General features: G+C 69.0%; 16 protein-coding genes. 2 read left to right on the top strand and 14 right to left on the bottom strand.

What is annotated here, in order from left to right:
- Nucleotides 1-158 precede the first annotated feature (158 nt).
- The 7 genes from tsaB to ABE522_RS03085 all read right to left on the bottom strand — a co-directional run bounded on the left by tsaB (nucleotide 159) and on the right by ABE522_RS03085 (nucleotide 11,010).
- On the bottom strand, nucleotides 159-863 hold the full coding sequence (gene tsaB, locus ABE522_RS03115) for a tRNA (adenosine(37)-N6)-threonylcarbamoyltransferase complex dimerization subunit type 1 TsaB (protein WP_346590430.1): 705 nt from the start codon (nucleotides 861-863) through the stop codon (nucleotides 159-161).
- A gap of 11 nt (nucleotides 864-874) precedes the next feature.
- Complete coding sequence (locus tag ABE522_RS03110) at nucleotides 875-2,911, bottom strand: DNA repair helicase YoaA (protein WP_346590429.1); 2,037 nt, start codon at nucleotides 2,909-2,911, stop codon at nucleotides 875-877.
- A 236-nt stretch (nucleotides 2,912-3,147) separates the two neighbouring features.
- A complete protein-coding gene (locus ABE522_RS03105) occupies nucleotides 3,148-3,675 on the bottom strand; it encodes a hypothetical protein (protein ID WP_346590428.1) in 528 nt (175 codons plus the stop codon).
- Between the two features lie 4 nt (nucleotides 3,676-3,679).
- Nucleotides 3,680-6,106, bottom strand: a complete 2,427-nt coding sequence (gene mrcB / locus ABE522_RS03100; RefSeq protein ID WP_346590427.1) for a penicillin-binding protein 1B — start codon at nucleotides 6,104-6,106, stop codon at nucleotides 3,680-3,682.
- A 112-nt stretch (nucleotides 6,107-6,218) separates the two neighbouring features.
- Nucleotides 6,219-7,160 carry a glycosyltransferase family 2 protein gene (locus ABE522_RS03095; RefSeq protein WP_346590426.1) on the bottom strand — a complete coding sequence of 314 codons (942 nt, stop codon included), beginning with the start codon at nucleotides 7,158-7,160 and terminating at the stop codon, nucleotides 6,219-6,221.
- 100 nt (nucleotides 7,161-7,260) lie between these two features.
- Nucleotides 7,261-8,823 (bottom strand): hypothetical protein, encoded by a 1,563-nt coding sequence (locus ABE522_RS03090; RefSeq protein WP_346590425.1) that lies wholly within the window; start codon nucleotides 8,821-8,823, stop codon nucleotides 7,261-7,263.
- A gap of 30 nt (nucleotides 8,824-8,853) precedes the next feature.
- A complete protein-coding gene (locus ABE522_RS03085; protein ID WP_346590424.1) occupies nucleotides 8,854-11,010 on the bottom strand; it encodes a RelA/SpoT family protein in 2,157 nt (718 codons plus the stop codon).
- A 140-nt stretch (nucleotides 11,011-11,150) separates the two neighbouring features.
- Between ABE522_RS03085 and ABE522_RS03080 the strand changes: the two genes are divergently transcribed.
- Nucleotides 11,151-11,663 carry a hypothetical protein gene (locus ABE522_RS03080; protein WP_346590423.1) on the top strand — a complete coding sequence of 171 codons (513 nt, stop codon included), beginning with the start codon at nucleotides 11,151-11,153 and terminating at the stop codon, nucleotides 11,661-11,663.
- A 41-nt stretch (nucleotides 11,664-11,704) separates the two neighbouring features.
- Here ABE522_RS03080 and hrpA read toward each other — a convergent pair whose 3' ends face one another.
- Nucleotides 11,705-15,787 carry an ATP-dependent RNA helicase HrpA gene (gene hrpA / locus ABE522_RS03075; protein ID WP_346590422.1) on the bottom strand — a complete coding sequence of 1,361 codons (4,083 nt, stop codon included), beginning with the start codon at nucleotides 15,785-15,787 and terminating at the stop codon, nucleotides 11,705-11,707.
- An 89-nt stretch (nucleotides 15,788-15,876) separates the two neighbouring features.
- On the opposite strand from hrpA, the gene ABE522_RS03070 reads away from it, so the two are divergent.
- Nucleotides 15,877-16,452 carry a Dps family protein gene (locus tag ABE522_RS03070; RefSeq protein ID WP_346590421.1) on the top strand — a complete coding sequence of 192 codons (576 nt, stop codon included), beginning with the start codon at nucleotides 15,877-15,879 and terminating at the stop codon, nucleotides 16,450-16,452.
- A gap of 356 nt (nucleotides 16,453-16,808) precedes the next feature.
- Here ABE522_RS03070 and ABE522_RS03065 read toward each other — a convergent pair whose 3' ends face one another.
- The 6 genes from ABE522_RS03065 to ABE522_RS03040 all read right to left on the bottom strand — a co-directional run bounded on the left by ABE522_RS03065 (nucleotide 16,809) and on the right by ABE522_RS03040 (nucleotide 24,039).
- Nucleotides 16,809-17,417 (bottom strand): YbhB/YbcL family Raf kinase inhibitor-like protein, encoded by a 609-nt coding sequence (locus tag ABE522_RS03065; protein WP_346590420.1) that lies wholly within the window; start codon nucleotides 17,415-17,417, stop codon nucleotides 16,809-16,811.
- 5 nt (nucleotides 17,418-17,422) lie between these two features.
- Nucleotides 17,423-19,492 (bottom strand): tetratricopeptide repeat protein, encoded by a 2,070-nt coding sequence (locus tag ABE522_RS03060; RefSeq protein ID WP_346590419.1) that lies wholly within the window; start codon nucleotides 19,490-19,492, stop codon nucleotides 17,423-17,425.
- A 68-nt stretch (nucleotides 19,493-19,560) separates the two neighbouring features.
- A complete protein-coding gene (locus ABE522_RS03055) occupies nucleotides 19,561-20,583 on the bottom strand; it encodes a YheT family hydrolase (RefSeq protein WP_346590440.1) in 1,023 nt (340 codons plus the stop codon).
- A 28-nt stretch (nucleotides 20,584-20,611) separates the two neighbouring features.
- Complete coding sequence (locus tag ABE522_RS03050) at nucleotides 20,612-21,403, bottom strand: lysophospholipid acyltransferase family protein (protein WP_346590418.1); 792 nt, start codon at nucleotides 21,401-21,403, stop codon at nucleotides 20,612-20,614.
- A gap of 130 nt (nucleotides 21,404-21,533) precedes the next feature.
- The gene (locus ABE522_RS03045; protein ID WP_346590417.1) at nucleotides 21,534-21,968 is read right to left on the bottom strand and encodes a hotdog fold thioesterase; all 435 of its coding nucleotides are present in this window, start codon (nucleotides 21,966-21,968) and stop codon (nucleotides 21,534-21,536) included.
- A gap of 13 nt (nucleotides 21,969-21,981) precedes the next feature.
- Nucleotides 21,982-24,039 carry a phospholipase D family protein gene (locus ABE522_RS03040; protein ID WP_406846293.1) on the bottom strand — a complete coding sequence of 686 codons (2,058 nt, stop codon included), beginning with the start codon at nucleotides 24,037-24,039 and terminating at the stop codon, nucleotides 21,982-21,984.
- Nucleotide 24,040 lies beyond the last annotated feature (1 nt).

The raw sequence follows: 24,040 nt of genomic DNA, 5'->3' as shown, positions 1-24,040 counted from the left end.
GCGGTGGGGCTGGGCGGGGGCGTTGAGCGCCATGGATGGCGCGAAACGAGGCCCGCAGGATGCGGCTTCTGCCGTCCCCCGACCAGCCCCACCGCCCGGCCCAGCCCAGCTGCGGCAACCAGCAGCCACCCGCGAGGGGGTCCCACCCGTTCGCGCCCTCAGCGCTGTCTGGACGCCCGCAACGCCTGTTGCTCGACCAGCGTCAACGCCACGTTGTCGCGCAGGTACGCCGGCTCCACCCGCTCCGGGGCGATCGCTTCGCCGCGCGCCAACATCGGCAGCGCGAGCGCCAGAACATCCGAAGCACGCGGCAACGCCGTGGCGTCCACGCTGATCAACGCAGTGCCCAGCTGCACCACGATCGCGCCCTCGGCCGCGGCAAAGCCGGTGCCCACGCCGGCACAACGGACGCCCTCGGGCAGCACCACCGCCTGGGGCGGGCACACCCGCTCGGCATCCTGCAGCCGGGGCAAGCCGTCGACCTGCTGGTAGCGGGCCACGTAGACCTCGCCCATCCGCGCATCGATCGCAGCCAGTACCTGGCCGGCGTCGGCCGGCGCGCGCATCGCCAGTGCCTGCAGCGTGGAAACCGGGATGAGCGGGCGGTCCAGCGCCAGCGCGACGCCCTGCGCCAGCGCGATGGCCAGGCGCACGCCGGTGAACGCGCCCGGACCGCGGCCCAGGGCGATGGCATCAAGCTGCGAACGCGCGATGCCGGCCTCGGCAAGCAGTTCCTCGGCCCACGGCAGGGCCAGCTCGGCATGCCGGCGCGGCGCGATCTCAAAGCGTTCGCGTACCTGTCCATCCACGTGGACGGCAACGGAGCAGGCTTCGGTGGACAGTTCAAAGGCGAGCAGTTTCATCGTTTCAATGTTCAGAACAGGGAGAGCGGTGTACCGGGCGGCGCCACGTCATCGGGAGCAGGCGCAGGCGCGGCCGGCGACCATTGTGGGGCAAAGAAGGCCTGCACATCGGCCAGCGCGCGGGTGCGCCGGAACGGTGGCAGCGAGTCCAGGAAGATCCGGCCATAGCCTCGGTTGAGCAGGCGTGGATCACACAGGACCAGCACGCCGCGGTCGGTCTCGCTGCGGATCAGCCGGCCGACGCCCTGCTTCAGCGCGATCACCGCCTGCGGCAGCTGTTCGTCGCGGAACGGGTTGCCGCCCTGGCTGCGGATCGCCTCCAGCCGCGCTTCGAACACCGGATCATCCGGTGCGGCGAAGGGCAGTTTGTCGATGACCACCACGCTCAGCGCATCACCGACCACGTCCACGCCTTCGCGGAAACTGGCAGACCCCAGCAGCACCCCGTTGCCGGATTCACGGAAGCGCTGCAGCAGCGTCGCACGCGGCGCCTCGCCCTGTACGAACAGCGGCCAGGGCGCTCCACGCAGCGCTTCGGCCGCCTCGCGCAGGGCGCGATGCGAGGCAAACAGCAGGAAGGCGCGCCCGTGCGAGGCCTCCAGTACCGGACGCAGGGTGGCGATCAGCGCGGTGCCGAAACCGCGTGCGGCCGGATCCGGCAAGCCTTCCGGCAGGTAGCACAGCGCCTGGGTGGGCCAGTCGAAGGGGCTGGGTTGGACCAGCGTGCGCGGGTCGTCCAATCCCAGGCGCTGGGTCACGTGCTCGAAGCCCCCGCCCACGGTCAAGGTGGCGGAGGTGAATATCCACGCCGCCAGCGTGCGCTGCCGGTGTTCGCGCAGTGGACCAGACACATCCATCGGGGTGCGCTGGCAGCGGAATCCACGCGGGGTCAGTTCGTACCACAGCACGTCACCGGCCGCGGTCGGCGCGGCGTCCGGCTCGGCATCGAAGTCCAGCAACGGCGCGTCATCGCCCAGCCAGCGACCGAGCCGGGACACCGCCTCGCGCGCCCGCGCATGGCACGCATCCAGGCCGGACGAGGCTTCGCGCAGGCCCTCCAGTCCCTGCAGCAGGGCATGCAGTGCGCTCATCGTGGCATCGAAGCCGTCGCGTACCTGCGGCACCGCCAGCGCACGCCACTGCGTGCCGCGCTGCGGCAGCCCGTCCATAGCGGTGCGCAGGTCGACCAACGCGTGCTCCAGCGTGGAGACCGGCGCCTGCAATGCCGCCTGTGCGCCCGCCACACTGCGCGCCTCCAGCAGGCAGTCACGCGCCAGCTCCTGCCAGGGCCGCATGCCGAAGCCTTCGCCGAAGAACTGCGCGGCCAGTTCGGGCAACTGGTGGGCTTCGTCGATGACGAAGGCCTCGGCGCCCGGCAGCAGCTCGCCGAAGCCTTCCTGCTTCAACGCCAGGTCGGCCAGCAGCAGGTGGTGGTTGACCACCACCACGTCGGCGGCCTGGGCGCGTTGGCGTGCCTGCACCACGAAGCAGTCATCGTAGAAGGCGCAGTCGGGACCCAGGCAGTTGTCCACCGTCGAGGTGACCATCGGCAGCAGCGGGGAGTCATCGGCGAGCGCATCCAGTTCGGCCATGTCGCCATGCCGGGTACGCCCGGACCAGGCCAGGATGCGCTGGAACTCGGCCGCCTGCTGGGGCGAGCTGAAACGCGGCTCGCCGCGCGCCTGCTGCAGGCGGTAGCGGCACAGGTAATTGGCGCGGCCCTTCAACAACGCGCTGCGGTGGCCCACGCCGAGCGCCTGCCGCACGCGTGGCAGGTCGCGATGGTAAAGCTGGTCCTGCAGCGCGCGGGTACCGGTGGAGATGATGGTTTTCATCCCCGACAGCAGCACCGGCACCAGATAGGCGTAGGTCTTGCCGGTGCCGGTGCCCGCTTCGGCCAGCAGCAGGTCACGTTGCTGCAGTGTTTCGGCGATGGCCTCGGTCAGGCACAGCTGTGCCGGGCGTGGCACGAACGCGTCCAGGTGGGAGGCGAGCGCCCCGCCCTGGCTCAGCGCCTCGCGGCTGGCATGGACAAGATCAGGCTTCATCAACGCTGACAGGATACCGGGTGGGGAACGTTTTCGCCGGGCGGCGCCCGGCAGCGCAGAAGCCGACGTCAAGATCAACGTCAACAGCTGCATGGTCGTGCGGTTGGTGGGGCGGGTCCATGGACGCCTTGGTAGCGCCGACCCATGGTCGGCGGAATGTTCCCGCCAACGGCCCGCTCCCAGCTGCGGCGTCAAACAAGGGCCACCCGCGAGGGGGTCCCACCCGTTCGCAGACCTCAGTAGCGCATGATCGGCGGCACGGTGCAGCTGGCAATCTGCGCGTGCGCAGACACGGCGTTCTCCTGCTCGCCGCGCGCCAGCCGCGACTGTTCAATCGTCGCCCAGTGCCGACGGCACAGCGGGCCGGTCTTCGACCCCAGCTGGAGGGCCTGTTGTGCGAACTGCTCGGCCGGCGCCCACTGGCCCTGCAGCAGCGCGACCTCGGCACGTTCCTGCAGCACCGCCGGATCTTCGGCGACCAGTCCCAAGGCCTGGTCCAGGTGACCGGCCGCGGCATCCAGATCACCCGCCTGGCGTCGTGCCAGCGCGGATTGGCGAAGGTCGTCGACCTGCGGATCGCGCAGCGGTGCCACCGATACTTCCTTGTCATCGGGACCTGCGGCGGCTTCAACCGCGGCCATGCGCTGGGCCGGCGTGGTGGTGTCCACCGGGGCCACCGCCGCCGGCGGTGCGCTGACACAGGCGGCCAGCGAGGCGCTCAGCGCCAACGCCACCAGGGAGACACGCAGTGCGGGAAAAGTCATGGGGTTACCTCGGGGACGTGGTAGGCGCCGGCTGCGCCGAAGGTTCCGCGGAAGCGTCCGGCTTGGGATCCAGCCCGAACCAGCTGCGCCAGCCCCCGCCCTGCTCGCCGCCCTCTTCCGGCACCGCCGCAGGCGGAGCACAGGGAGTGTAGGCCGGCGCGTAGCCGACCACGAACGGGAAGCGACGTGCGCCGGGACAGGCTTCGTCGGTCGAGCCAGTACCACTGGCCTCCACGTACTGGTAATCCAGGCCCTTGTCGCTGACCCGAAGCGGCGCAGTGGGCAGCCGCGAGAAGATGCCCGACCACACCCGCATCGCGCCCGTCGCGCCAAACAGGCCGGTCTCCTGGTTCTGGTCGTTGCCCATCCACACCACTGCCAGATGGTCGCCGGTGTAACCGGCATACCAGCTGTCGCGGCCATCGTTGGACGTACCGGTCTTGCCGGCCGCCTGCAGGCGCCCCAGGCCGTCGGCGTTCAGGCGCTGCGCGGTGCCGCTGGATACCACCTGCTGCAGGCCGATGCTGATCAGGTTGGCGGCGATCGAATCGCCTTCCTGCGCCGGTGCCGGCGTTTTGTCGTAGCGCTTGAGCAGCTTGCCCTTGGGATCCAGCACGCCGCGTACCGCGTGCAACGGCTGGATTTCGCCGCCGGAGGCGAGGAACTGGTAGAGCTGGGCCATTGCATAGGGGCTCTGGTCCGTCGCTCCCAGGATCACGGCGGGGTTGGATTCCGCCTTGATCCCGGCCAGGACGTTGATGAGCTGGGTGACCCGTTCCGGGCCCACCTGCATGCCGACCCGCACGGTGGCCTGGTTGTAGGAATGTGCCAGCGCATCGACCAGCCGCACGGTGCCGTGGCTGCGGTTGTCCGCATTGCCCGGCGACCAGTTGCGGTTGCGGCCCAGTTTCACCGTGACCGGTGAATCGTCCACCCAACTGGCCAGCGAATAACGATCCGGCTGGGCAAGCGCCAGCAGATAGACGAACGGCTTGAGCAGCGAGCCGACCTGGCGCTGCGCTTCGATGGCCCGGTTGAAGCCGGGCGCGGACACGTCGCGGTTGCCGACCACCGCCAGCACGTCACCGTTGTGCACGTCGGTCAGCACAAGCCCGGCCTGGATTTCCGGCCTTTTCCTGCTTTCCAGCGACTTCACCGTGCGGGTGACCGCGCCTTCGGCATAGGCCTGCGCGGACGGCGCCATGCCGCTCATCACGCTCATGCCGGCGCCCTGGAGTACCGATTCCGGGTAGTCATGGCCGAGCTGGCGACGTACCAGGTCGATATACGCAGGGAAACGGTTGGCGGCCGCGATGCCCGGACTCTTCGGCACCCCCAGCGGGGCCTTCAGCGCGCGCTGGTACTCCGCATCGTCGATCAGGGTGGCTTCGTGCAGCTTGCCCAGCACGAAGTTGCGCCGGTCCAGCGCGCGTTCCGGGTTGCGTCGCGGGTCGTAGTAGGACGGCCCCTTGACCAGGCCGATCAGCAGCGCGATGTGCTCGCTTTCCAGCGATGACAGGTCGCGCCCGAACCAGAACTCGGCGCCCGAGGACATGCCATGGATGGCCTGGCTGCCCCGTTGCCCCAGGTAGACCTGGTTGAGGTAGGCCTCGAAGATGGTGCGCTTGTCATACCGCGCTTCCATGATCAGGGCGAACAGCACTTCATTGAATTTGCGGGTGAGGGTCTGCTCCTTGCCGATGCCGAGCAGGCCGCTGCGCGCCAGCTGCTGGGTCAGCGTGGAAGCACCCTGCCGGCTCTGCCCTCCCGACCGCACCGTGACCCACACCGCACGCGCGATGCCGGACAGATCGATGCCGTGATGGCGGTTGAAGTCTTTGTCCTCCACCGCCTGCAGGCCCGTGACCAGCAGGTCCGGGGCTTCTTCCATGCGGATCAGGCGACGCTCTTCCTGCTTCTGCCCGTACAGCGTGGCGATCCGGGCCGGGTCCAGGCGCGCGGCTTTCAACGCCTTGCGCGCCTGGGCATCGCGCAGCGAGGCGATGCTGCCTCCCGCCAGGGTCAGCTCCACCCGCCGCGGCGCCACGCGCCCATCGACATCGTTGTAACCGCGGCTGGAAATGGTGAAACGCGCGCCCTGCACGGCGTAGGTCGCCGGCGCCTCACCGACGCCGTCATCGCGGTAGGCCGACGCGGCCAGTTCGGTCTTCAGCGTGGCCGCATCCATTGCCTTGCCGGGCACCAGCACCAGCGGACGCGCATACACGCGCGTGGGGATCTGCCAACGCAGTTCACCGAAGCGCTGGGTCACCTGTTGGTTCAGGTACACCGTATACGGGATCAGGAAACCCAGGCCCAGCGCAACGGCGGCCATGCTCCAGGTGACCAACCGGCGGCGCCAGGGCGAAGGGCCGGTCTCGTTGTCGTCGTCGAGATCGTCGATGTCGTCGGAATCGTAGCGTCGGGGCACAGGCGGGACACGATATTTGAATCCGCCGAGTCTACCCCAGCACCCGCGAAGGCCGCCTTATCCCGTCCCCGCAGTTGGTTTCAGTTCAAGCTGGCCGCGGCGCCGGGCACGCTCAGCCCGGCAGTCCACCGCTACGGCCCAGCACGCCGTCGCGCAGGCCCTTGCACATGAACACCAGCCGCTGGCGCCGCGCCGGCAGGAACAGCGCATTGCCGACGAACTTCAACACCAGCCGCGGCAGGTCCTGGGCGATCCACACCCGCGGCGTGTAGTGGCGGCGGTAAAGCAGCACGCGGTTGCGCATGATGAAGTACAGGCGGAACGGCTTGTGCACGATCACCCCATCCTGTTTCACCCGTGAAGCGAGCAGCTCTTCGCCGATGCTGTGCGCCATCTGCGCATCGCAGATTCCATGCAGCGACAGCCCGGCGCGCTTGGCGCGGAAGCACCAATCCATGTCGATGTTGTCGATGAACAACGCCTCGTCCATCGGACCGATCCGCTGCAGCGCCGTCAACGGAATCAACGAACCGGAGGTGATCAGGAAATCGCAGGACACCCGCTGCCCTGCGCCGCCGCGTAGTTTCCGGTTGAACGGGAATCCGAAGCGCACGAACGGTGCCAGCTGTCCACTGCGCGCATCGCGGAACTGCGGACCCACCGCAGCCACCTCGCCGTGCTGCTGCAGTTCAACCAGTGCCGTCCCCAGGGTGCGCACCATGCCCTCGGCAAGCACGCTGTCCTGGTCCATCAGCAGCACATGCAGGAAGCCCATCGCGGTGGCGCGCTCGCACGCGCGGTTCAATGCCGCGCCCAGCCCGACATTGCGCGGTGATGCGATGACGCTGACCTGCGCATGTCCGGCCAGCAGCCCGGCCACGTCCACCGCGCGGCTGCCGTTGTCGAACACCACCACGTGGCCCACCTGCGACACGACGCCGGCAACCACCTGCTGCAACAGCGCGGGGTCCGGCCCGTAGGTCACGATCACCGCACAGGTCGTCTGCGGCTGGAAAGCCGTCAGCTGCCCGTGGTCCGGCGCGTTGCGGGCCATGGGATCTACGGATGGGGCAGCAGCAGGCATGACAGACCGTGGCGGGGAGTGCAGCGGCAGGACTATAGCGGACCGGGCGCCATGTCGACAGCGCGCGGGCTCAGGGGGGAAGCCCGCCGGCCTGGCGCACCCGTGCTTCGAACGCGGGCAGTTCGGCGAGCGCGGGCTGCCACAGGCGGGCCTGGGCCGCCGCCCGCGCGGCGAACGCCACATCCCCGCTGCCCAGTCGTTCACTGCCAACGGCGACCCAGCGCAGCGCAAGGCGGTTGCGCGCCCTGCCGATCCCGCTGTCGGTCGGTGCAAGCGTCTGCCAGGCATCCAGGCAGGCTCCGGCTGCTTGCACCCGGTTCTCCCGCAGGGCGTCCTCGAAGCAGTGGCGACTGGCTGGCAACAGGCGCTTGGCCGCTGCGGCCACGCGGCGGTCGTCCGGCGCAAGTGACTGGGCTTCGCGCAACGCGTCGTAGGCACTGGCGCCGGGCGGGGCGATAAGCTGGCCACGCGCTTCGGCCTCGCCCAGGCGCTCAAGCAGCCGCTCGAGCTGTTGTCTGCCGGCACCAGAGCGGGCACCGCTGCCGCGTTGCGGCTGCCGCCCCGCGCGCACGCGCTCGACCTGCTGGCGGGCCGCCGCGAGGTCGCGCGGGGCCACCTGCCAGCGCTGGGCATCATCCAACCGCGACACGGCCTCGTCGAAGCGATAGTCCGCCGCCAGCCGCAGGGCGTCCTTCAGCAGTGCGGCCGCCAAGCGCTCGCGCTGCGTGGCGACCGACGGCTCGTCGCCGGCAGCGTCCTGCGCAGGCTGCAGCTGCTCCATGGCAGCGTCCAGCCGGCCACGCCGCAGGTGGTTGGCCGCACGTCGCGCGCGTGATTCCAACGCGCGCGAAAGGGCTTCCTGGCTGGCAGGAAGGTCCGCATGGCCGGGATCGTAGGCGCGTGCGCGCTGCACCAGCCGGGCCGCCTGCAGCACTTCGCCGTCCTCGCTGGCCGCGCGTGCGCGCAGCAGGAGATCGCTGAGCGCATCCTCGCGCATTTCAAGTGCCGCCACGTCCAGCGGCCGCAGTTCCAGCACACGCTGGAGCAGCGGCAGGGCATCATCGGGCGTGTCGTCGAGGCGGCCTGCGGCCAGTGCCTGGCGGGCCTGGCCCAGCAGTACGTCCAGCCCGGCACCGGCGGCGCGGCGCGCTCTGAGCTGCCGCGCAAGCGCGTCGCTGGCCCGCTGCGGCACCTGCAGCTGCCGGGCCAACGCCAGTGCTTCGGCGGCTGAATCCAGATCATCTCCAGCCAGGGCCAGCTCGCCAGACTGCAGCGCGGCCATGCCGGTGCGCGCCAAGCCCTCGCGCGCCTGGCTGCGATCGTTATCCAGCGCCAACGCGGCCTGGAAATACTCGCGCGCGCCCGTGCCGTCGGCGGCACTGAGCCGGCCCGACGCCAGGGCATGGTCGCCCTGCTCCAGCAGCTGCTGGATGCGCGGTTCATCCCAGAACCAATCCGCCAGCGGCTTGCGCAGCAGGATCAACGCGAGGAACAGCACGCCGGCCGCCAGCAGCGCCCACCGCCATATCCGGCGCGTATGCCGTGCCTGCAGCCACCACCAGCGTCCCTCCTGGCGCACGCGGTGCAGCGCATCGTGTCCGTGCCCGCCTGCGCCACGCGAATTCCTGTCCATGTGCAGAGACTAGCCCGGATGGCGTGAAGTTCAGCCCAGCCGACGGACCTGGCTGACGCCGGGCAGCGCGTCCATCTTGCCCAACAGCGCGGACAGCTGGTCGAAACCGCTGACCTTCAAGCGCAGCCGAAGGTGCGCCTGCCCACTGTTGCGGACGTTGTCACTGTGGATGTCCAGCACATAGGCATCTTCCTGCGCGATCAGGTTGGTGATGTCCTTCAGCAGCCAGCGCCGGTCCACCGCATCGACCACGACATCCACTTCATAGCCACTGCCGGCCTGGCCCCATTCCACCGGCAGGATGCGCTGCGGGCTGACGGCCGACAGGCGCGCCAGCGACGGGCAGTCGGCGCGGTGCACGGTCACCCCACGGGTGCGCGTGAGGTAACCCACGATGGGTTCACCGGCCACCGGCTGGCAGCAGCGCGCCAGCTGCACCAGCAGGTTGCCGACGCCCTGCACGGTGAACTTGCTCTTGCCCAGGCCCTCGCGACGCGCGGTCGGCCGTGGCAGCGCCGGCGCGGCAGGTGGCTGGCTGGCGGCACGTTCGGCTTCCAGCAGCGCGCGGCTGACCTGGTTGGGACCGGTATCTCCAAGGGCCACCTGGATGTACAGGTCATCGGCGCTGTCGGCATGGAACTTCTTCAACACGATGGACAGATCCGCCTGCGCCAGCCCAAGCCGCTTCAGCTCGCGTTCCAGCAGTTCGCGGCCGGCCTGCACGTTGCGCGCACGGTCCAGCTTGTGGAACCAGTTGCGCACCTTCTCACGTGATCGATTGCTGGCCAGGTAGCCGTTGGCGGGCAGCAGCCAGTCGCGCCGTGGATCGGCTTCCTTGGCGGTCAGGATCTCCACCCGGTCGCCGCTGCGCAGCCGGTAGGTGAGTGGCACGATGCGCCCGTTGATCTTCGCGCCGCGGCACCGGTGCCCGACCATGGTGTGCACGTGGTACGCGAAATCCAGCGGCGTGGCGCCTTGCGGCAGGTCCATCACTTCGCCCTTGGGACTCAGTGCGTACACCCGGTCTTCGGTTAGCTCGGCATCCAGCGCACCGGCCAGGCCACTGGCCGACGCCTCCTGCGCCTGCTCCAGCAGCTGCCGCATCCAGGTGATCTTGCGGTCGAATGCCTTCTCGCCGCCCTTGCCGCCTTCTTTGTATTTCCAATGGGCGGCCACGCCCAGCTCGGCCTGCGCGTGCATGTCGTGGGTGCGGATCTGCACCTCGATCGTGCGTCCCTCCGGCCCGACCACGGCGGTGTGCAGTGAACGGTAATCGTTGGCTTTGGGACGGGCGATGTAATCGTCGAATTCGCTGGGCACCGGGGCCCACAGTGCATGCACCACGCCCAGCGCGGCGTAGCAGGCGCCGACGTCATCCACCATCACGCGCACCGCGCGGATGTCGTACAGCTGGTCGAAGGACAGCCGCTTCTTCTGCATCTTCCGCCAGATGCTGTAGATGTGCTTCGGCCGGCCACTGACCTCGGCGTTGATGCCGTTGCCGGCCAGGGCGCGCGACAGCAGTTTCTTGACGTTCTCCACGTAACGTTCGCGGGCGACGCGGGTCTCGTCCACTTCACGCGCGATGCGCCGGTAGGTGTCCGGCTCGAGATGCCGGAACGCCAGGTCTTCCAGCTCCCATTTCAGCTGCCAGATACCGAGCCGGTTGGCCAGCGGGGCATGGATGTCGCGGGTCAGCTGGGCCAGCGCACGCCGCTGTTCCTCGTCGTCCAGCTTGTCGGCCGCACGCATGCGCGCCAGCTGCCGGGCCAGCAGCAACGGCACCACGCGCAGGTCCTGGATGATCGCCAGCAGCAGCCGCCGCAGGCCTTCGCTGTTGCGCCCCGCTTCGCGCCCGGCATGCAGCGCCCACACCTGGTCTGCGGCATCCAGGCCATCCAGCAGCCCGTTTACCGCGGAGGAATTGGTCAGCGGCAGGCCGGCCATGCGATCACGCAATGCCGGCAGGTCGAACAGCAGGGCGGCCACCAGCGAGCTTTCGTCGGCGGACAGCAGCGCCAACGCGTCGAAGGTATCGCCCAGCACCGACCAGTTCGCATCAGCACCGGCGGCGTGGCCGTCCGCGTTCCACCGGCCGAGCAGTGCGGCGCGCAGCGGTTCGTGGACCGCCGAGGCGGAGGGGCGGTTCAACAAGGCATCCAGGCCGGGTACGGAAGCGCGGTTCACAACGATCACGGATAAGACAGGTACGACCACACTAGCGCCGCACCCGTTCAGGGACAATCGTCCCCGGGGACATCCACCCGCCTATGTTCATGCCCGGCGCAGCTGGCCTACACTCGGCCCAAACCCTCTGGAAGCGCCCCATGACCCTGCCCTCGCCCCGCCTGCTTGCCTGCTCGTTCGCCCTGCTGGCGGTTTCATCGACGGCCTGGGCCCAACGGGTCGTGGAAGGCGACCTGCAGCAGCAGATGAGCCCGGCCGAGTTCAAGGCCGCCGGACTGGACAAACTGCAGCCGGCCGAGCTGGCCAGCCTGAATCGCTGGCTGCAGGGCAAGGTGGAAGCCGCGTCGGCCGCGGCGGTAGAGGTGGCGCGCGAAGAAGGCCGCAGGGCCGTCGTCGAAGAGAACCGCGGCTTCTTCGATTTCGGCAGCCGCGAGCCGATCACCAGCGTGCTTCCCGGGGAGTTCCGCGGCTTCGCCCAGGGCCGCGTGTACGTCCTGGCCAACGGCCAGCATTGGGAGCAGACCGACAGCGCCAACGTCGGCGGCGTGCGCCGGCAGGATCCACAGGTCAGCATCGCCCCGTCGGTCAGCGGCGCCTGGTACCTGCAGATCCCCGGCGTCAATACCCGCGCCAAGGTGAAGCGGGTCAAATGAGCTGCGCGCCGGGCCGCGAAGGCCCGGCAACGGGGGCGGCGCTACCGTGCTTTCTGCAGGTCGGCGACGCGCTGGGCGACCTTCTTCGGCGAAATACCGCCGCGCCCGATCAATTCCTGCGCGAACAGTGAGACACGCAGTTCCTCCACGTCCCAACGCAGCGCCTGCCACTGTGGCCGATCCTGCATCCCCTGCTCGCGGCCCTTCTGCAGCGCTTCCAGGAACGGGTGCAGTTCAAGCATCCGCGCCTGGTCGCGTGGCGGATCACGCTTGGCCCGCTCGGTCCGCAGCAGCATCGCCTTGAGGTAGCGCGGGTACTGGGACAGCGCGTCGGCAGGCGTGTCGCGCAGGAAGCCGGCATGCACCAGCCCGGCCAGCTGCCGTTCCATGTCGTCCAGGTTGCCGCGCGCCCAGCCCATCAGCGGCGCCTCGAGTGCAGGCTTGACCTCGGCTACCAGCCCGAGGATCGATTCGGCCAGCTTCAGGCGCTCCATGGCTTCGGGGAACAGGGACTTTGCCGCACTGTCGCGGCGCTGCGCGAACGCTTGCGGGTCCCGGATAGAATCCAGGCCCTCGGCCAGCACGGCGTTCATCGCCGCATCGACAATGTCACCGCGCAGCCGCTCCTGCGACTCGATGGCCGCGTACAACAGACCGGTTTTCGGTGACACCGGCAACTGCTTGCGCGCCTGCTTGGCCTTCTCGGCCAGGCCGATCTCCAGCAGTCGGCGTACGCCGCGGGGATGTGCGTCAGCGGCCTGCTGCGGATCGGCAAAGATGCGCAGCGCAGCCGAATCCCCTTCGTCCACCAGGGCCGGGTAGGCGGGTACACCGGCTTCGCCGGGCACCTGCAACGGGATCGGTGCAGGCGGGAAATCGCGCAGGCCTTCGGCCGCCATGTCACGCCCTGCGCGTGCCGCGAAGGCATGCCCGGCCTTGTCACCAAAACGTGCGCGCAGCCCTTCCAGGTCGCGCGAGGTCGCCAGCACCTTGCCCTGCTCATCGCGCAGGCGCAGGTTCATGTGCAGGTGGGTATCGACCGATTCCAGGTCGAAGTCGAGCGCGGCAACCGTCGCGCCCGTCGCGCGCGACAGGAAGCGCGCCAGCTCGCCGCGGATGTCATCGGCACTAGGCTGCGGGAACGCTTCGGCGAAGGCCCGTGCGAAGTCCGGTGCGGGCACGTAGTTGCGCCGCATGGCCTTGGGCAGGCTGCGGATCAGCGCCGTGGCCTTGTCCGCCACGAAGCCCGGCGCCAGCCAGCCCAGTTGTACCGGGTCCAGTGCGTTGAGCAGGTGCAGCGGCACGTCCAGCGTTACGCCATCGTCGTCCGCGCCGGGTTCGAAGCGGTAGTGCAGCGGCAGCCGGGCATCGCCCAGCGCGAAATACTTCGGGAAGCGGTCTTCTTCGCTGCCTTCGCCCGGCAGCAGATCGACGAGTGACCAGCACAGGCCATGCCGCTGCGCGGGCGGCAGGCTCTTCCACCAGGCATCCAGTCCGGCCGCGGAATGGATCTCCGACGGAATCCGGTCCAGGTACCAGCGCGCCTGCCAACCTTCGTCGGCGACGATACCCGCACGCCGCAGCTTGGCTTCCTCTTCGCGCGCCTGTTCCAGTACTTTCTGGTTGTCGGCGACGAAGCTGGCGCGGGTGGTGATCTCACCGGTCACCAGCGCCTGGCGGACGAAGATGTCGTGTGCTTCGGCGGGCTCGATGCGGCCGTAATGCACCGGCTTTTTCGGCGCCAGCACCAACCCGAACAGGCTGATCTGTTCCGAGGCCAGCACCTGGCCCTGCGCACGCGACCAGTGCGGGTCGAAGTGCTTGCGCAGCAGCAGGTGCGGCAGCTCGGCGATCACCCAGTCCGGCTCGATCGCCGCATTGGTCAGGCCCCAGATCTTCTGCGTATCCAGCAGGGTGGCGGCGAGCAGCCACGGCGGTGGCCGCTTGGCCAGCGTAGAGCCCGGGAACGGCTGGAAACGGCGCTGGCGGGGCGCCTGGAAATCGCCCTTTTCGGTACGGTGGCCGATCTGCGTGGGCAACCCGGCAATCAGCGCGCGATGCAGCGTCTGGTAAGCCGCGGCACGTGCGCGCTCGCTGAAGCCACCGCCTTCCGGCGCCTGCTCCTTCTGCGCACGCACCGCCACCGGCGCCTGCTCGGCCGGCTTGCCTTCGCGCGCCAGTCGCGCAGCGCGGTGCAGCTGGCCACGCGTGGCCTTGATCGCGGTGGCGTCATCGCTGGCCGCGGCCGGCGCCTTGCTGCCCGCCAGCAGCGGCGCCAGCGAAGCCTCGGCAGCCTCTTCGGCCCAGCCCAGTTCCTCGCACAGCAGGCGCAGCTGTCGATGCAGCTCGCGCCATTCGCGCATGCGCAGGAAGCCGAGGAAATTGCGCCCGCACCAGTCACGCAGCTTGGACTGGGTCAGGTCCTCATGCGCCTGGCGGTAGGCATCCCACAGCCGCAGCACGCCGACGAATTCGGAGCGTCCATCGGCGAACTGGGCATGCGCGGCATCGGCCGCGCCACGAGCTTCGGGTGGACGCTCACGCGGATCCTGGATGCCCAGGAACGAGGCGATCACCAGCATCGGCTTCAGGCAGCCGGCCGCCTGCGCGGCCACCAGCATGCGCGCCAGTTTGACGTCCACCGGCAGTCGCGCCATCTGCTTGCCCACGGCCGTCAGGCGACGCTCGCCATCCACGGCACCCAGTTCGGCCAGCTGCTGCCAGCCGTCGGCAACCGCGCGCTCGTCCGGCGCTTCCAGGAACGGGAAATCCTCGATCCGGCCCAGGCCCAGCTGCAGCATGCGCAGGATCACCCCGGACAGGCTGGAGCGCCGGATTTCCGGATCGGTGAAGTCCGGCCGGGCCTGGAAATCCGCTTCGGCGTACAGCCGGTAGCAGATGCCCTCCGCCACGCGTCCGCAGCGCCCCTTGCGCTGGTTGGCGCTGGCCTGGGAGATCGGCTCGATATGCAGGCGATCCAGCTTCTGCCGTGGGCTGTAGCGCTTGACGCGGGCGAAGCCAGGATCGACCACGTAACGGATGCGCGGCACGGTCAGCGAGGTCTCGGCCACGTTGGTGGCCAGCACGATGCGCCGGTTCGGGCCCGGGTTGAACACCCGGTCCTGGTCCTGGTTGGACAGCCGCGCATACAGCGGCAGCACCTCGGTCTGGCGGTACTTGCGCCGTTCCAGCGACTGGTGGGCATCGCGGATTTCGCGCTCGCCGGGCAGGAAGATCAACACATCCCCGCGCGCATCCAGCCGGGTGATCTCATCGATCGCACTGACCATGGCATCGTTGACCGTGCGCTCGCCCTGCGCTTCGCCCTCGCCCTCCAGCGCGCGGTAGCGCACCTCCACCGGGTAGGTCCGCCCTTCCACGCTGATCACCGGCGCGTCGTCGAAATGTTCGGCGAAACGTCCGGTATCGATGGTCGCCGAGGTGACGATCAACTTCAGGTCCGGCCGCTTCTTCAGCAGCTGCTTCAGGTAGCCGAGCAGGAAATCGATGTTGAGGCTGCGCTCGTGCGCCTCGTCGACGATGATCGTGTCGTAGCGCGACAGCCAGCGGTCGCTGGCGATCTCCGCCAGCAGGATGCCGTCGGTCATGAATTTGATGCGGCTGTCTTCGCTGACCTTGTCGTTGAAGCGCACCTGGAACCCGACCAGCTGGCCCAGTTCGCTGTTCAACTCCTGCGCCACGCGGCTGGCCACCGCGCGCGCGGCGATCCGCCGCGGCTGGGTGCAGCCGATCATCCCCGCTTCACCCCGACCGGCAGCCAGGCACAGCTTGGGCAGCTGGGTGGTCTTGCCCGAACCGGTTTCACCGGCGATCACCACCACCTGATGGTCACGGATCAGCGCGATGATCGACTCGGCTTCACGCGCGATCGGCAGCTGGGGGTCCAGAGTAATGGCCGGTTTCTGGCTGGCCCTTGCCTGGCGGCGCTGTACCGACGCCTGCAGTGCCTGCTCGAACGCTTGCGCCAAGCCAGCATCCTGCGGCTTGGACTGCCAGCGCGCGAGCATGCCGAGCAGGCGCCCCCGGTCGCGGGTCATCGCGCCGTCGAGGGCAGTCCGCTGCTGCGACAGGCGGGAGGCCTGGTTTTTTTCAATAGAGTTCATCAATCGATTCGTTTAAAAACTTGATAGCGACCGGACATTAGTTCTGGTCTATCGTGAAGATCATCTCACCCACAAGGAGAAACGTCCCCATGGCAAAGACCAAGAGCATCACCAAGGCCCCGGCACTTGAAAAAGTGAAGGCACCCCAGAGTGGCAAGCAGAAGCTCGCCGCAGCGGCTCCTTCCGCACCTGGCATTGATATCGGGATCAAGGAAGGCGAGCGCAAGAAGATTGCCGACGGGCTGTCGCGGTACCAGGCTGATGCGTTCACCTTGTACCTGAAGACCCATAATTTCCATTGGAACGTGACCGGGTCGATGTTCAACTCGCTGCACGCCATGTTCGAAACCCAGTACACCGAACAGTGGGCCGCGCTGGATGAAGTGGCCGAGCGCATCCGCGCGCTGGGCTTCAACGCCCCGGGCTCCTACCGCGAGTTCGCCGCGCTGACGTCGATCCCGGAAGAAGCGGGCCTGACCAACAGCGCCGACTGGCGTGAGATGGTACGCCAGTTGGTGGTCGCCAACGAAGCCGTCTGCCGCACCGCCCGCCAGGTGCTGGACGTGGCCGACGACGCCGACGACGCCCCCACCGAAGACCTGATGACCCAGCGCCTGCAGACCCACGAAAAGTACGCCTGGATGCTGCGCTCGCTGCTGCAGTAAGGCCGCGGGGCGAAGCCCCGCTGCCTTACTGCCCCCGCATCCCTCCTATCCCCCGCCTTCGGCGCGCCCCCCTTAACAAAGGGGGGCTTGCACGCGGTGGGGTCACGTGGGGGGCGGCCTTCCTGGTGTCTGGTGGTTTCCGCCGAGCGTGGCTCGGCGCTACCAGGGCCTGCCTCACCGCATGCCCGTGGCCACCGGGAACCTGTCGGAGGTGGGGCGGGGTGGGTTGGCGGGGGCGTTGAGCGCCATGGATGGCGCGAAACGAGGCCCGCAGGATGCGGTTGTTGCCGTCCCCCGCCAAGCCACCCCGCCCCGCCAACAAGCAGCCCCGCAGCTGTTGACGTTGACGTTGCTTGTTACAGCGAAGGATTCAACGTGTAAGTGCCGTGCAGTGAAGCTTCGGCCAGCACGTGGCCCTGCATCGCACGATGCACGTCGCCGGCGGTGAACGGCGTCGGCAGTTCCAGCGTCGCCACGTCCAGCGCGAACACGCGGAAGAAGTAACGGTGCATGCGCTCGTCATTGAACGGCGGATACGGGCCGTCATAGCCAAGATAGTCACCGGCCATCTCCGGATTGCCGGCGAACCAGCCGGTGAAATCATTCAGTCCCTGGCGGCTGCCCGCCGGGCCGGCCGGCGCGGTCTTGCCCTTGGCCACGAAGCCATCGCTGCAGCTGCCGGCAGCGAGCTCACGCACGTCGGCGGGGATGTCGGCCATCACCCAATGCACGAAATCGCAGCGCGGCTGGTCGCGCGGGATGGTCATGTCGTCGCGGCCGACGGTATCGGCCACCGTCGGTACGTCCGGATCCACGCAGACCAGCGCGAAGGAACGGGTGCCCTCCGGCACCCCGCTCCATGCCAGCTGCGGATTGCGGTCCGGGGCGAAGCCAGCGGCATCGCCGGCGGCGAACTCGCGCTCGATCGGGGCGCCGTTGATCAGGCTGGTGCTGGTCAGTTGCATGTGGCTCATTCCTCCGGATAACCAAGCCGCACCGCGACCGGGGTCAGCAGCTCGATCGCCGCGCCCATCACCTCACGGTAGTTGCGCCAATGGCCGCTCGGCAGGCGCGGCGGTCCGATGTTCGGTGCCGGCGGCAGCTGCACGCCCATCACTTCGCTGAGCAGCAGCGCCATCGCCTGCGGGTCGTTGCCCGCCGCGTCCACGCGCACCAGGACGTGCGGATACAGATCCTGCTCGTTCAGCACCGCGACCTGGACCAGCGCGCGGGCCAGCCATTCGGCGGCTTCCTGCAGGCTGGTGATCGCCAGCTGTGCACCGGAACCGTAGGCGATCCAGTCCAGCAGCATGTCGCGCGGATCGCGCAGCACCACCAGCAGGCGACCCTGCGGCAGCGCCGGGCGCAGCGCCCACAGCAGGGCGTTGTCCCAGAACAGCAGCCAGTCGATCACGGTGTCGTTGGCCAGGCCGCGCGACGGCAGGCGCGCGCGCCAGCCATCGACCAACCCCTGCGGCGTCAGCTTGCCAGACGCCAGGTCCTGCAGCGTGTTGTAGTTCTGGAAGGCGTCGTCCGGCGGCGTGGCACCGAAGCGGTCAACGCGCACCAGCGGACTGGCCGCGCTCAGCGCGCTCATCACTTTTTCCACGTTCGAACCGGGTGCGCCCCACAGGAACATCGGGCGCGATGCCAGCTCCGGATCGACCTCGCCGAGCGCCGGCCAGCTGGCCGGAGCCTTGGCCTGCGGCGGCAACGGCAGGCGGTTGGCCACGTTGTCGGCATGCAGGTCCAGCCAGGTACGCAGGGCCTCGCGTGGTTGGCCGCCACGGTCATGCACTTCGCCCAGCCAGGTGCGCAGGTCTTCCCTGGCGCGCCCTTCGGCCGCGTCCACCATCTGCTGCACGCGGGCTGCAGCGGCGGCCGGATCGCGCCGCACCAGTCCGTCCACCAGTCGCGTGGCGCCGCTGACACGGCCCGGCTCCAGCGCCAGGATGCGTTCGGCCATCGCTTCGGCCGCGTCGTGCTCGCCGGTCATGTCGTGCAGGCGCATGCGGGTTTCCAACGCCGGCAGGTGCGCCGGCATCGCCGCCAGCCAGCGCTCGCCCACCGCCACGGCGCCTTCGCTACCCACGCCTTCCACCGAAAGGCGCGCCAGCCACAGGTTGTGCAGCTGGTCGTGGTCGGCCAGCACCGCATCCAGTTCGGTACGTGCTTCTTCGTCGCGGCCCAGCCGCTGCCACGCCATCAGCAGCAGCTGCAGCAACTGCGGGTCACCCGCGTTGGCGGCCAGCAGCGGGCGCAGGTGGTCGCGCGCCTGCAGCGGCTGGCCGGACTGCAACGCCATCTGCGCGGCGAAACGGCGCATCGCCACGCTGTCCTGGCCGGGTTGCTGCAGGGCCTGCTCGATGATCTCGGCGGCCGCCGCGGGGTTGTCCTGGCGCAGCGCCAGCTGTACCAGCAACCCGTGCAGTGCGGTCATCCTGGGATTGAGCACCAGCACGCGTCGGAACGCCTGTTCGGCGAAGGCCAGCATGTCCTTGCGCAGGTAGGCCGTGCCCAGGGCGTAGACGATGCGCGGGTCGTCCGGCAGCGCGCGCACGGCACTGGACAACTGCGCCAGCGCTTCATCCAGCGCGCCACGGCGCAGCGCCACCATGCCCGACAGCGCCACCACTTCAGGGTTCTCCGCATCCACACGCGAGGCCAGCTTGAGCTGCTTCTCCGCCTCGTCCACGTCGTTGCGGGCCAGCGCCAGGTGCGCCTGCATCAGGTAGGCCGGCAGCTCGTTCGGGTTGAAGCCGGTGGTGCGTCCAAGTGCGGCTTCGGCGTCTTCGAACTGGTGCAGCGCCAGCAGCAGGCCGGCGTGCTGCAGGTGCAGGTCGGCATCGTCGGGGACGAGCTCCAGCGCACGCTGCAGGCTTTCGACCGCAGCCGGCAGCTGGCCCTGCTGCTGCAATGCCAGCGCGTGCCAGCGATGGGCCTGCGGCTGCTGCGGTTCGGCGGCGATCCAGCGGGTGGCCAGCTGCACGGCCTGGTCGGCGTCATGGCGACGCAGGGCTTGGAGTATCTGATCTTGCATGACGGGTCCGGCTGGAGTGCAAACCCGCATTGTAACGACCCTGACCGAACGTGCCGGCGCCGCCGCGCTCAAGCGTCCCGCGCGGCCTGTCCCAGGTGCTGGGCCACCCAGCGTTCGGAGAATCCATCGCCGCGCCAGTTCTCCAGGAAGCCGCAATGCCCTCCCCACTCGGCGGTCTGCAGGCGCGCCGACAGCGGCAGCTGCCAGTCGTTGAAGCTGGTGTACGGGATCACCGGGTCATCCTTGGCCATCAGGATGTCCGCGGGAACCTGCAGATCCGCCAGCCGCTCGCCGGCGATGGAATAGCCATCGAAATAGGCCTGCAGCGAGCCGTAGTCGGTGTGGTGCTCGACCAGCCAAGCGGTCAGGGCACGGATATCCAGCCGCAGCACGCGTTCATCCCAGTCGCTCAGGTCCGGATAGACCGCCTGCTTGCGCCGCAGGGAGCCGGCCCACTTGCGGCGGAAATACCAGTCATACATCGCCGGGCCGTTTTCGATGCTGTCCATGGTCAGGCCCGGGTCCAGCACCGGGCACACCGACGCCACCCGTTGCAGCGGCACGCCCGCCGCGGGCGCACGCAGCGCCAGCCGCAGCACGAAGTTGCCACCCAGCGAGTAACCGGCCGCCACCAGCGGCAGCTGCGGCCAGCGGCCTGCGATGTCTGCTGCCGCATGCACCACTTCGTCGATGCGGTTGGAGTGGAAGATGCCCGGATTGAGGTGATGGGTGTTGCCGTGGTCGCGGAAATTCAGCCGCACCACGTCGAAGCCTTCGACCAGCAGGCGGGCCGCGGTCATGCGCATGTAGCTGGATTCGGCGCTGCCCTCCCAGCCATGCAGCAGCAGGGCGATACCGCGCGGCGCACGTCCTTCCACGGCGCTGTGCCAGGCCTGCAGGCGCACCCCCTGCCCGCCGTCGACGATCAGCTCGCGGTGGCTCGCACCGGTGGCCGCCAGCAGCTCCTGCCCGCGACGCAGGCGCAGCCGGCTGGAACTCAGCATCGACTGCAGGTGCGCGTTGCGCAGCCAGCGCGGCGGCTGGTAATCGGCCGCTGTCAGCAGTCCGGGCGGACCGGCATCGAAGGACATCGCGGGCGCGGGGACGGACACCGTCGGCTCAGCTCCCGGCCATCGCCGCGACGATGCGGGTGCGCGAGGTTTCGGCGATGCGCCGACGCCCCTCCAGGTCCTGGCCGCCGATCGGCTCCAGGAAGTGCACTTCGGCACGGCGGGCCGGCTCGCCGAGCAGGCGCAGGAAATTGGCGAAGAAGCTCTCGCGCGGCCCGAAGGCTACGATGGTCTGTGCGTCGCCGCCTGCACCGTAGCGCAGCGCCACCGGCTGCACCGGCACGCCGGTTTCCACCGCCGCCTGGAAGATGCGGGCATGGAACGGCCCGACGTCGTGGCCGCCCCGGGTGCGGCCTTCCGGGAACACGCCCACGCCCTTGCCTTCGCGCAGCCGCACGACCATCTGCTGCATCACTCCGTCCAGCGATTCGGTGCTGCCCCGCTGGTGGAAGATGGTCTGGCCGCGCCCGGCCAACCAGCCGACCACCGGCCAGCCAGCGATTTCGCGCTTGGCGACGAACCCCATCATGCGCTGGCTGTGCAGCACGCAGATGTCGACCCAGCTGACGTGGTTGGCCACGAACAGCACCGCGCCGTGCAGCGGCTTGCCGATGCGCACCAGGCGGAAGCCAAAGATCCACATCAGCCCCGCCGACCACCAGTTGACCACCTTGTAGCCAAGCGGTTCATCGCCCACTCGCAGTTCGCCCCACGGCGGCAGCATGCCGATGAGGATCAGCGGCAGGAAGACAAGCAGGTGGATGAGCAGCAGCGGTACGCGGTACAGGTAACGGCACACACGCGCCACGCCGCCACGAGTGGCCGGAGTGGGGGAATTCATGCGGGAACGATACCCGAGCACCGCAGCGCCTGCCAGCGCGGGGTGGCCAAAGCCGCTGCGCGGATGGGCCAGCGGCCGGCAACGCTGTGTTCTGCAGCATCCTGGCGGCGCCGCGGTTGCAGTGCGCTGCTCAGCCGTGGCCGGCGGCCACCACGGCCAGGGTCAGGCGCGAAGTGCAGACCAGCCGGGCCTGCTCGTCTTCGATGCGGATATCCCAGATCTGCGTGCTGCGGCCCACATGCACCGCGCGCGCGGTGCCGGTGACCACGCCCTCGCGCTTGGCACGCACGTGGTTGGCATTGATCTCCAGCCCGACGCAGACCTGCTGGCTGTTGTCCACGCAGAGGTTGCCGGCACTGCTGCCCAGGGTCTCGGCCAGCACCACCGATGCGCCCCCGTGCAGGATGCCGTAAGGCTGGTGGGTGCGCGCATCCACCGGCATGGTCGCCTGCAGCCAGTCATCGCCTGCTGCGGTGAACACGATCCCCAAGCGGACGATCACCGTGTTGGCGCTGAGCGCGTTGAGGGCATCAAGGGCAATCGCCTGGCGGAATACGGAAGGCACGGCACGGCTCCAGTCAGAGGATCGGTACCAGGCCGGCGCCGAAGGCGGTCAGCATGCGCACCAGCAACAGTTTCGGGCCGACGTTGACTTCGGGGAAGTCCCCCACGGCGGTGTAACAGGCATGGAAATCGGGGTGTTGCCGCGGCAGCGGCTCGGGGCATGCCGGGCCGGGCTGGAACTCGTAGTCGGTCGCGTAGCGCCACGGCCAGAAGTCCAGGATCGGCAGCGCCTCGGACGCCTTGCCCATGCTGTAGTTCAGGCCGGACAGCACCAGCGGCTTGCTGCGCGGTGCTACCGTCCAGGAGTTCTGCGGGTGGATGTCGCGCAGGATGCTGTCGGCCAGGCGCTGGGCGAACGCCGGGTCGTCGATGATCACCGCGCCTTCGGTATTGTAGTTTTCACTGCGCGGGTCGAAGTTGTGCGTGCCGATCACCCCGATGCGCCGATCCACCACCAGCGACTTGGCATGCAGGCCCATGCGCGCGCCCTGGCGGGTGACCGGCAGTGGGCGGTTGACCGCCCTGCTGCCCAGGAACGATGGCCGGGTCTCGGTGCGCAGCAGGTCGCGTTCCACTTCGCTGCCGGCGGCGCGCCGCCGTTCGCGCGCATTCTGGTAGGCACTGCCGGTGCGCGGATTGGCCCGCTGCTCGACATCCGCCCGCGTTTCGCCTTGGCTGCGGCTGCTGCTACGGCTGCCGCTGCCGGCCGGCCGCGCATTGCTGCCCGCCGCGCTGCCACCCAGCAACCCGCCGCGACGCCCTTCCGGGTAATCGCCGGCGATCGGATCCGGCAGCAGGTTGCGGTAGTCCACCGGCGCATCCAGCGGGAACGGCTTGAACTCGAAGATGTTGAAGCCCAGCTCGCGCATGTTGCGCCGCTTGTACTTGTAGGACAGCGCGTAGACGATCGGGTTGTCGGTGGCCGCCAGGCTGTTGGTGGACACCAGCACGCGCGGCGGGTCGGCCTGCCTGCGCAGGTCGGCGAACAGCGTGCGCGCCGGCTTGGACAGCACCAGGTACGGGGTCTGCAGCAGCACTTCGGACTGCGCTTCTGCGATCAGCCGGTCCAGCTGCGGTTCGGTGACATGCTGCCCGTTGCGTGGCTGCTCGACGCTCTCGCGGCGATGCTTGCGCGGCAGGTCGGCCACGTAACGCACCGAGGCCACCGGCAGCGCGGTGTCGACGAAGCTGCGGGTAATCCAGGCATCGTCAATGGCTTCGGCCAGCACCCGTTCCACCCGTTCCGGCCGCCGGTACACGGCCGGTGGCAGCGTGGGTGGACCGCTGTCGAGCAGGATCCGGCCGACATCGTTCAGCCGTTCGGCCGGCACGCTGCGCGGCGCCTTCCAGAACGCCTCGAAGTTGGCCGCCATCACCCGCGCTTCGGGACCGGCCACCAGCACGTCGCGGTCGCGGAAGTTGTATTCCGAATCCCAGTCGTAGTAGTCGTCCTGGTAGTTGCGGCCGCCCACCACGCCGATCGCATCATCGACCACCAGCAGCTTGTTGTGCATGCGCTGGTTGAAGCGGCGGAAGCAGCACAGCACGCTGCCGGCGTAGTCGAAGTAGTTCAGCTGCGCCTTGCCGAAGGTCGGGTTGTACACGCGCAGCTCGAAATTCCGGTGCGCCGAAGACAACGCGCCGAGGATCTGCAGGTCCGAGATCGCCGACAGCTGGTCGATCAGCAGGCGCACCTTGACGCCACGCCGGCTGGCCGCCAGCAGTTCGTCGATCACCAGCCGGGCGCTGTCGTCCTTGTCGAAGATATAGGTCTGCAGGTCGATGCTGCGGGTGGCGCTGCGCAGCAGGTTCAGCCGTGCCACCAGCGCCTCTTCGCCTTCATCCAGGATGGTCGCGTAGTGGCGGGGCTGGTCGGCGGTCGATTCGGTGAAGGCCCGGCCGGCCAGCGCGCGCAGCGGTGAATCCTGCGCGCAGCGGTCGGCGCGGTCGCAGTCCACCACGGTGGAGCGGGCCTGCACGGCGATGCCCGCGGCACGCTCGCGTTCGGCGTTGGACAGCGACGCACAACCGCCAAGCAGCAGCAGGCTTGCCAGCATCAGCCAGCGGAACATT

The organism is Stenotrophomonas lacuserhaii (assembly GCF_039674585.1).
GTDB classification, from domain to species: domain Bacteria; phylum Pseudomonadota; class Gammaproteobacteria; order Xanthomonadales; family Xanthomonadaceae; genus Stenotrophomonas; species Stenotrophomonas pennii_A.
The sequence above is the reverse complement of the archived record's forward strand: the minus strand, read 5'-3'. Positions and strand labels throughout refer to the sequence as shown.

Bases quoted from the DNA above. Each gene is read 5' to 3' on its own strand.
- ABE522_RS03110 (WP_346590429.1), bottom strand. From the start codon at position 2,911: ATGAAGCCTGATCTTGTCCATGCCAGCCGCGAGGCGCTGAGCCAGGGC.
- ABE522_RS03095 (WP_346590426.1), bottom strand. From the start codon at position 7,160: ATGGCCCGCAACGCGCCGGACCACGGGCAGCTGACGGCTTTCCAGCCG.
- hrpA (WP_346590422.1), bottom strand. From the start codon at position 15,787: ATGAACTCTATTGAAAAAAACCAGGCCTCCCGCCTGTCGCAGCAGCGG.
- ABE522_RS03070 (WP_346590421.1), top strand. From the start codon at position 15,877: ATGGCAAAGACCAAGAGCATCACCAAGGCCCCGGCACTTGAAAAAGTG.
- ABE522_RS03080 (WP_346590423.1), top strand. From the start codon at position 11,151: ATGACCCTGCCCTCGCCCCGCCTGCTTGCCTGCTCGTTCGCCCTGCTG.
- ABE522_RS03050 (WP_346590418.1), bottom strand. From the start codon at position 21,403: ATGAATTCCCCCACTCCGGCCACTCGTGGCGGCGTGGCGCGTGTGTGC.
- ABE522_RS03055 (WP_346590440.1), bottom strand. From the start codon at position 20,583: ATGTCCTTCGATGCCGGTCCGCCCGGACTGCTGACAGCGGCCGATTAC.
- tsaB (WP_346590430.1), bottom strand. From the start codon at position 863: ATGAAACTGCTCGCCTTTGAACTGTCCACCGAAGCCTGCTCCGTTGCC.
- ABE522_RS03060 (WP_346590419.1), bottom strand. From the start codon at position 19,492: ATGCAAGATCAGATACTCCAAGCCCTGCGTCGCCATGACGCCGACCAG.
- ABE522_RS03040 (WP_406846293.1), bottom strand. From the start codon at position 24,039: ATGTTCCGCTGGCTGATGCTGGCAAGCCTGCTGCTGCTTGGCGGTTGT.
- ABE522_RS03105 (WP_346590428.1), bottom strand. From the start codon at position 3,675: ATGACTTTTCCCGCACTGCGTGTCTCCCTGGTGGCGTTGGCGCTGAGC.
- ABE522_RS03065 (WP_346590420.1), bottom strand. From the start codon at position 17,417: ATGCAACTGACCAGCACCAGCCTGATCAACGGCGCCCCGATCGAGCGC.
- ABE522_RS03090 (WP_346590425.1), bottom strand. From the start codon at position 8,823: ATGGACAGGAATTCGCGTGGCGCAGGCGGGCACGGACACGATGCGCTG.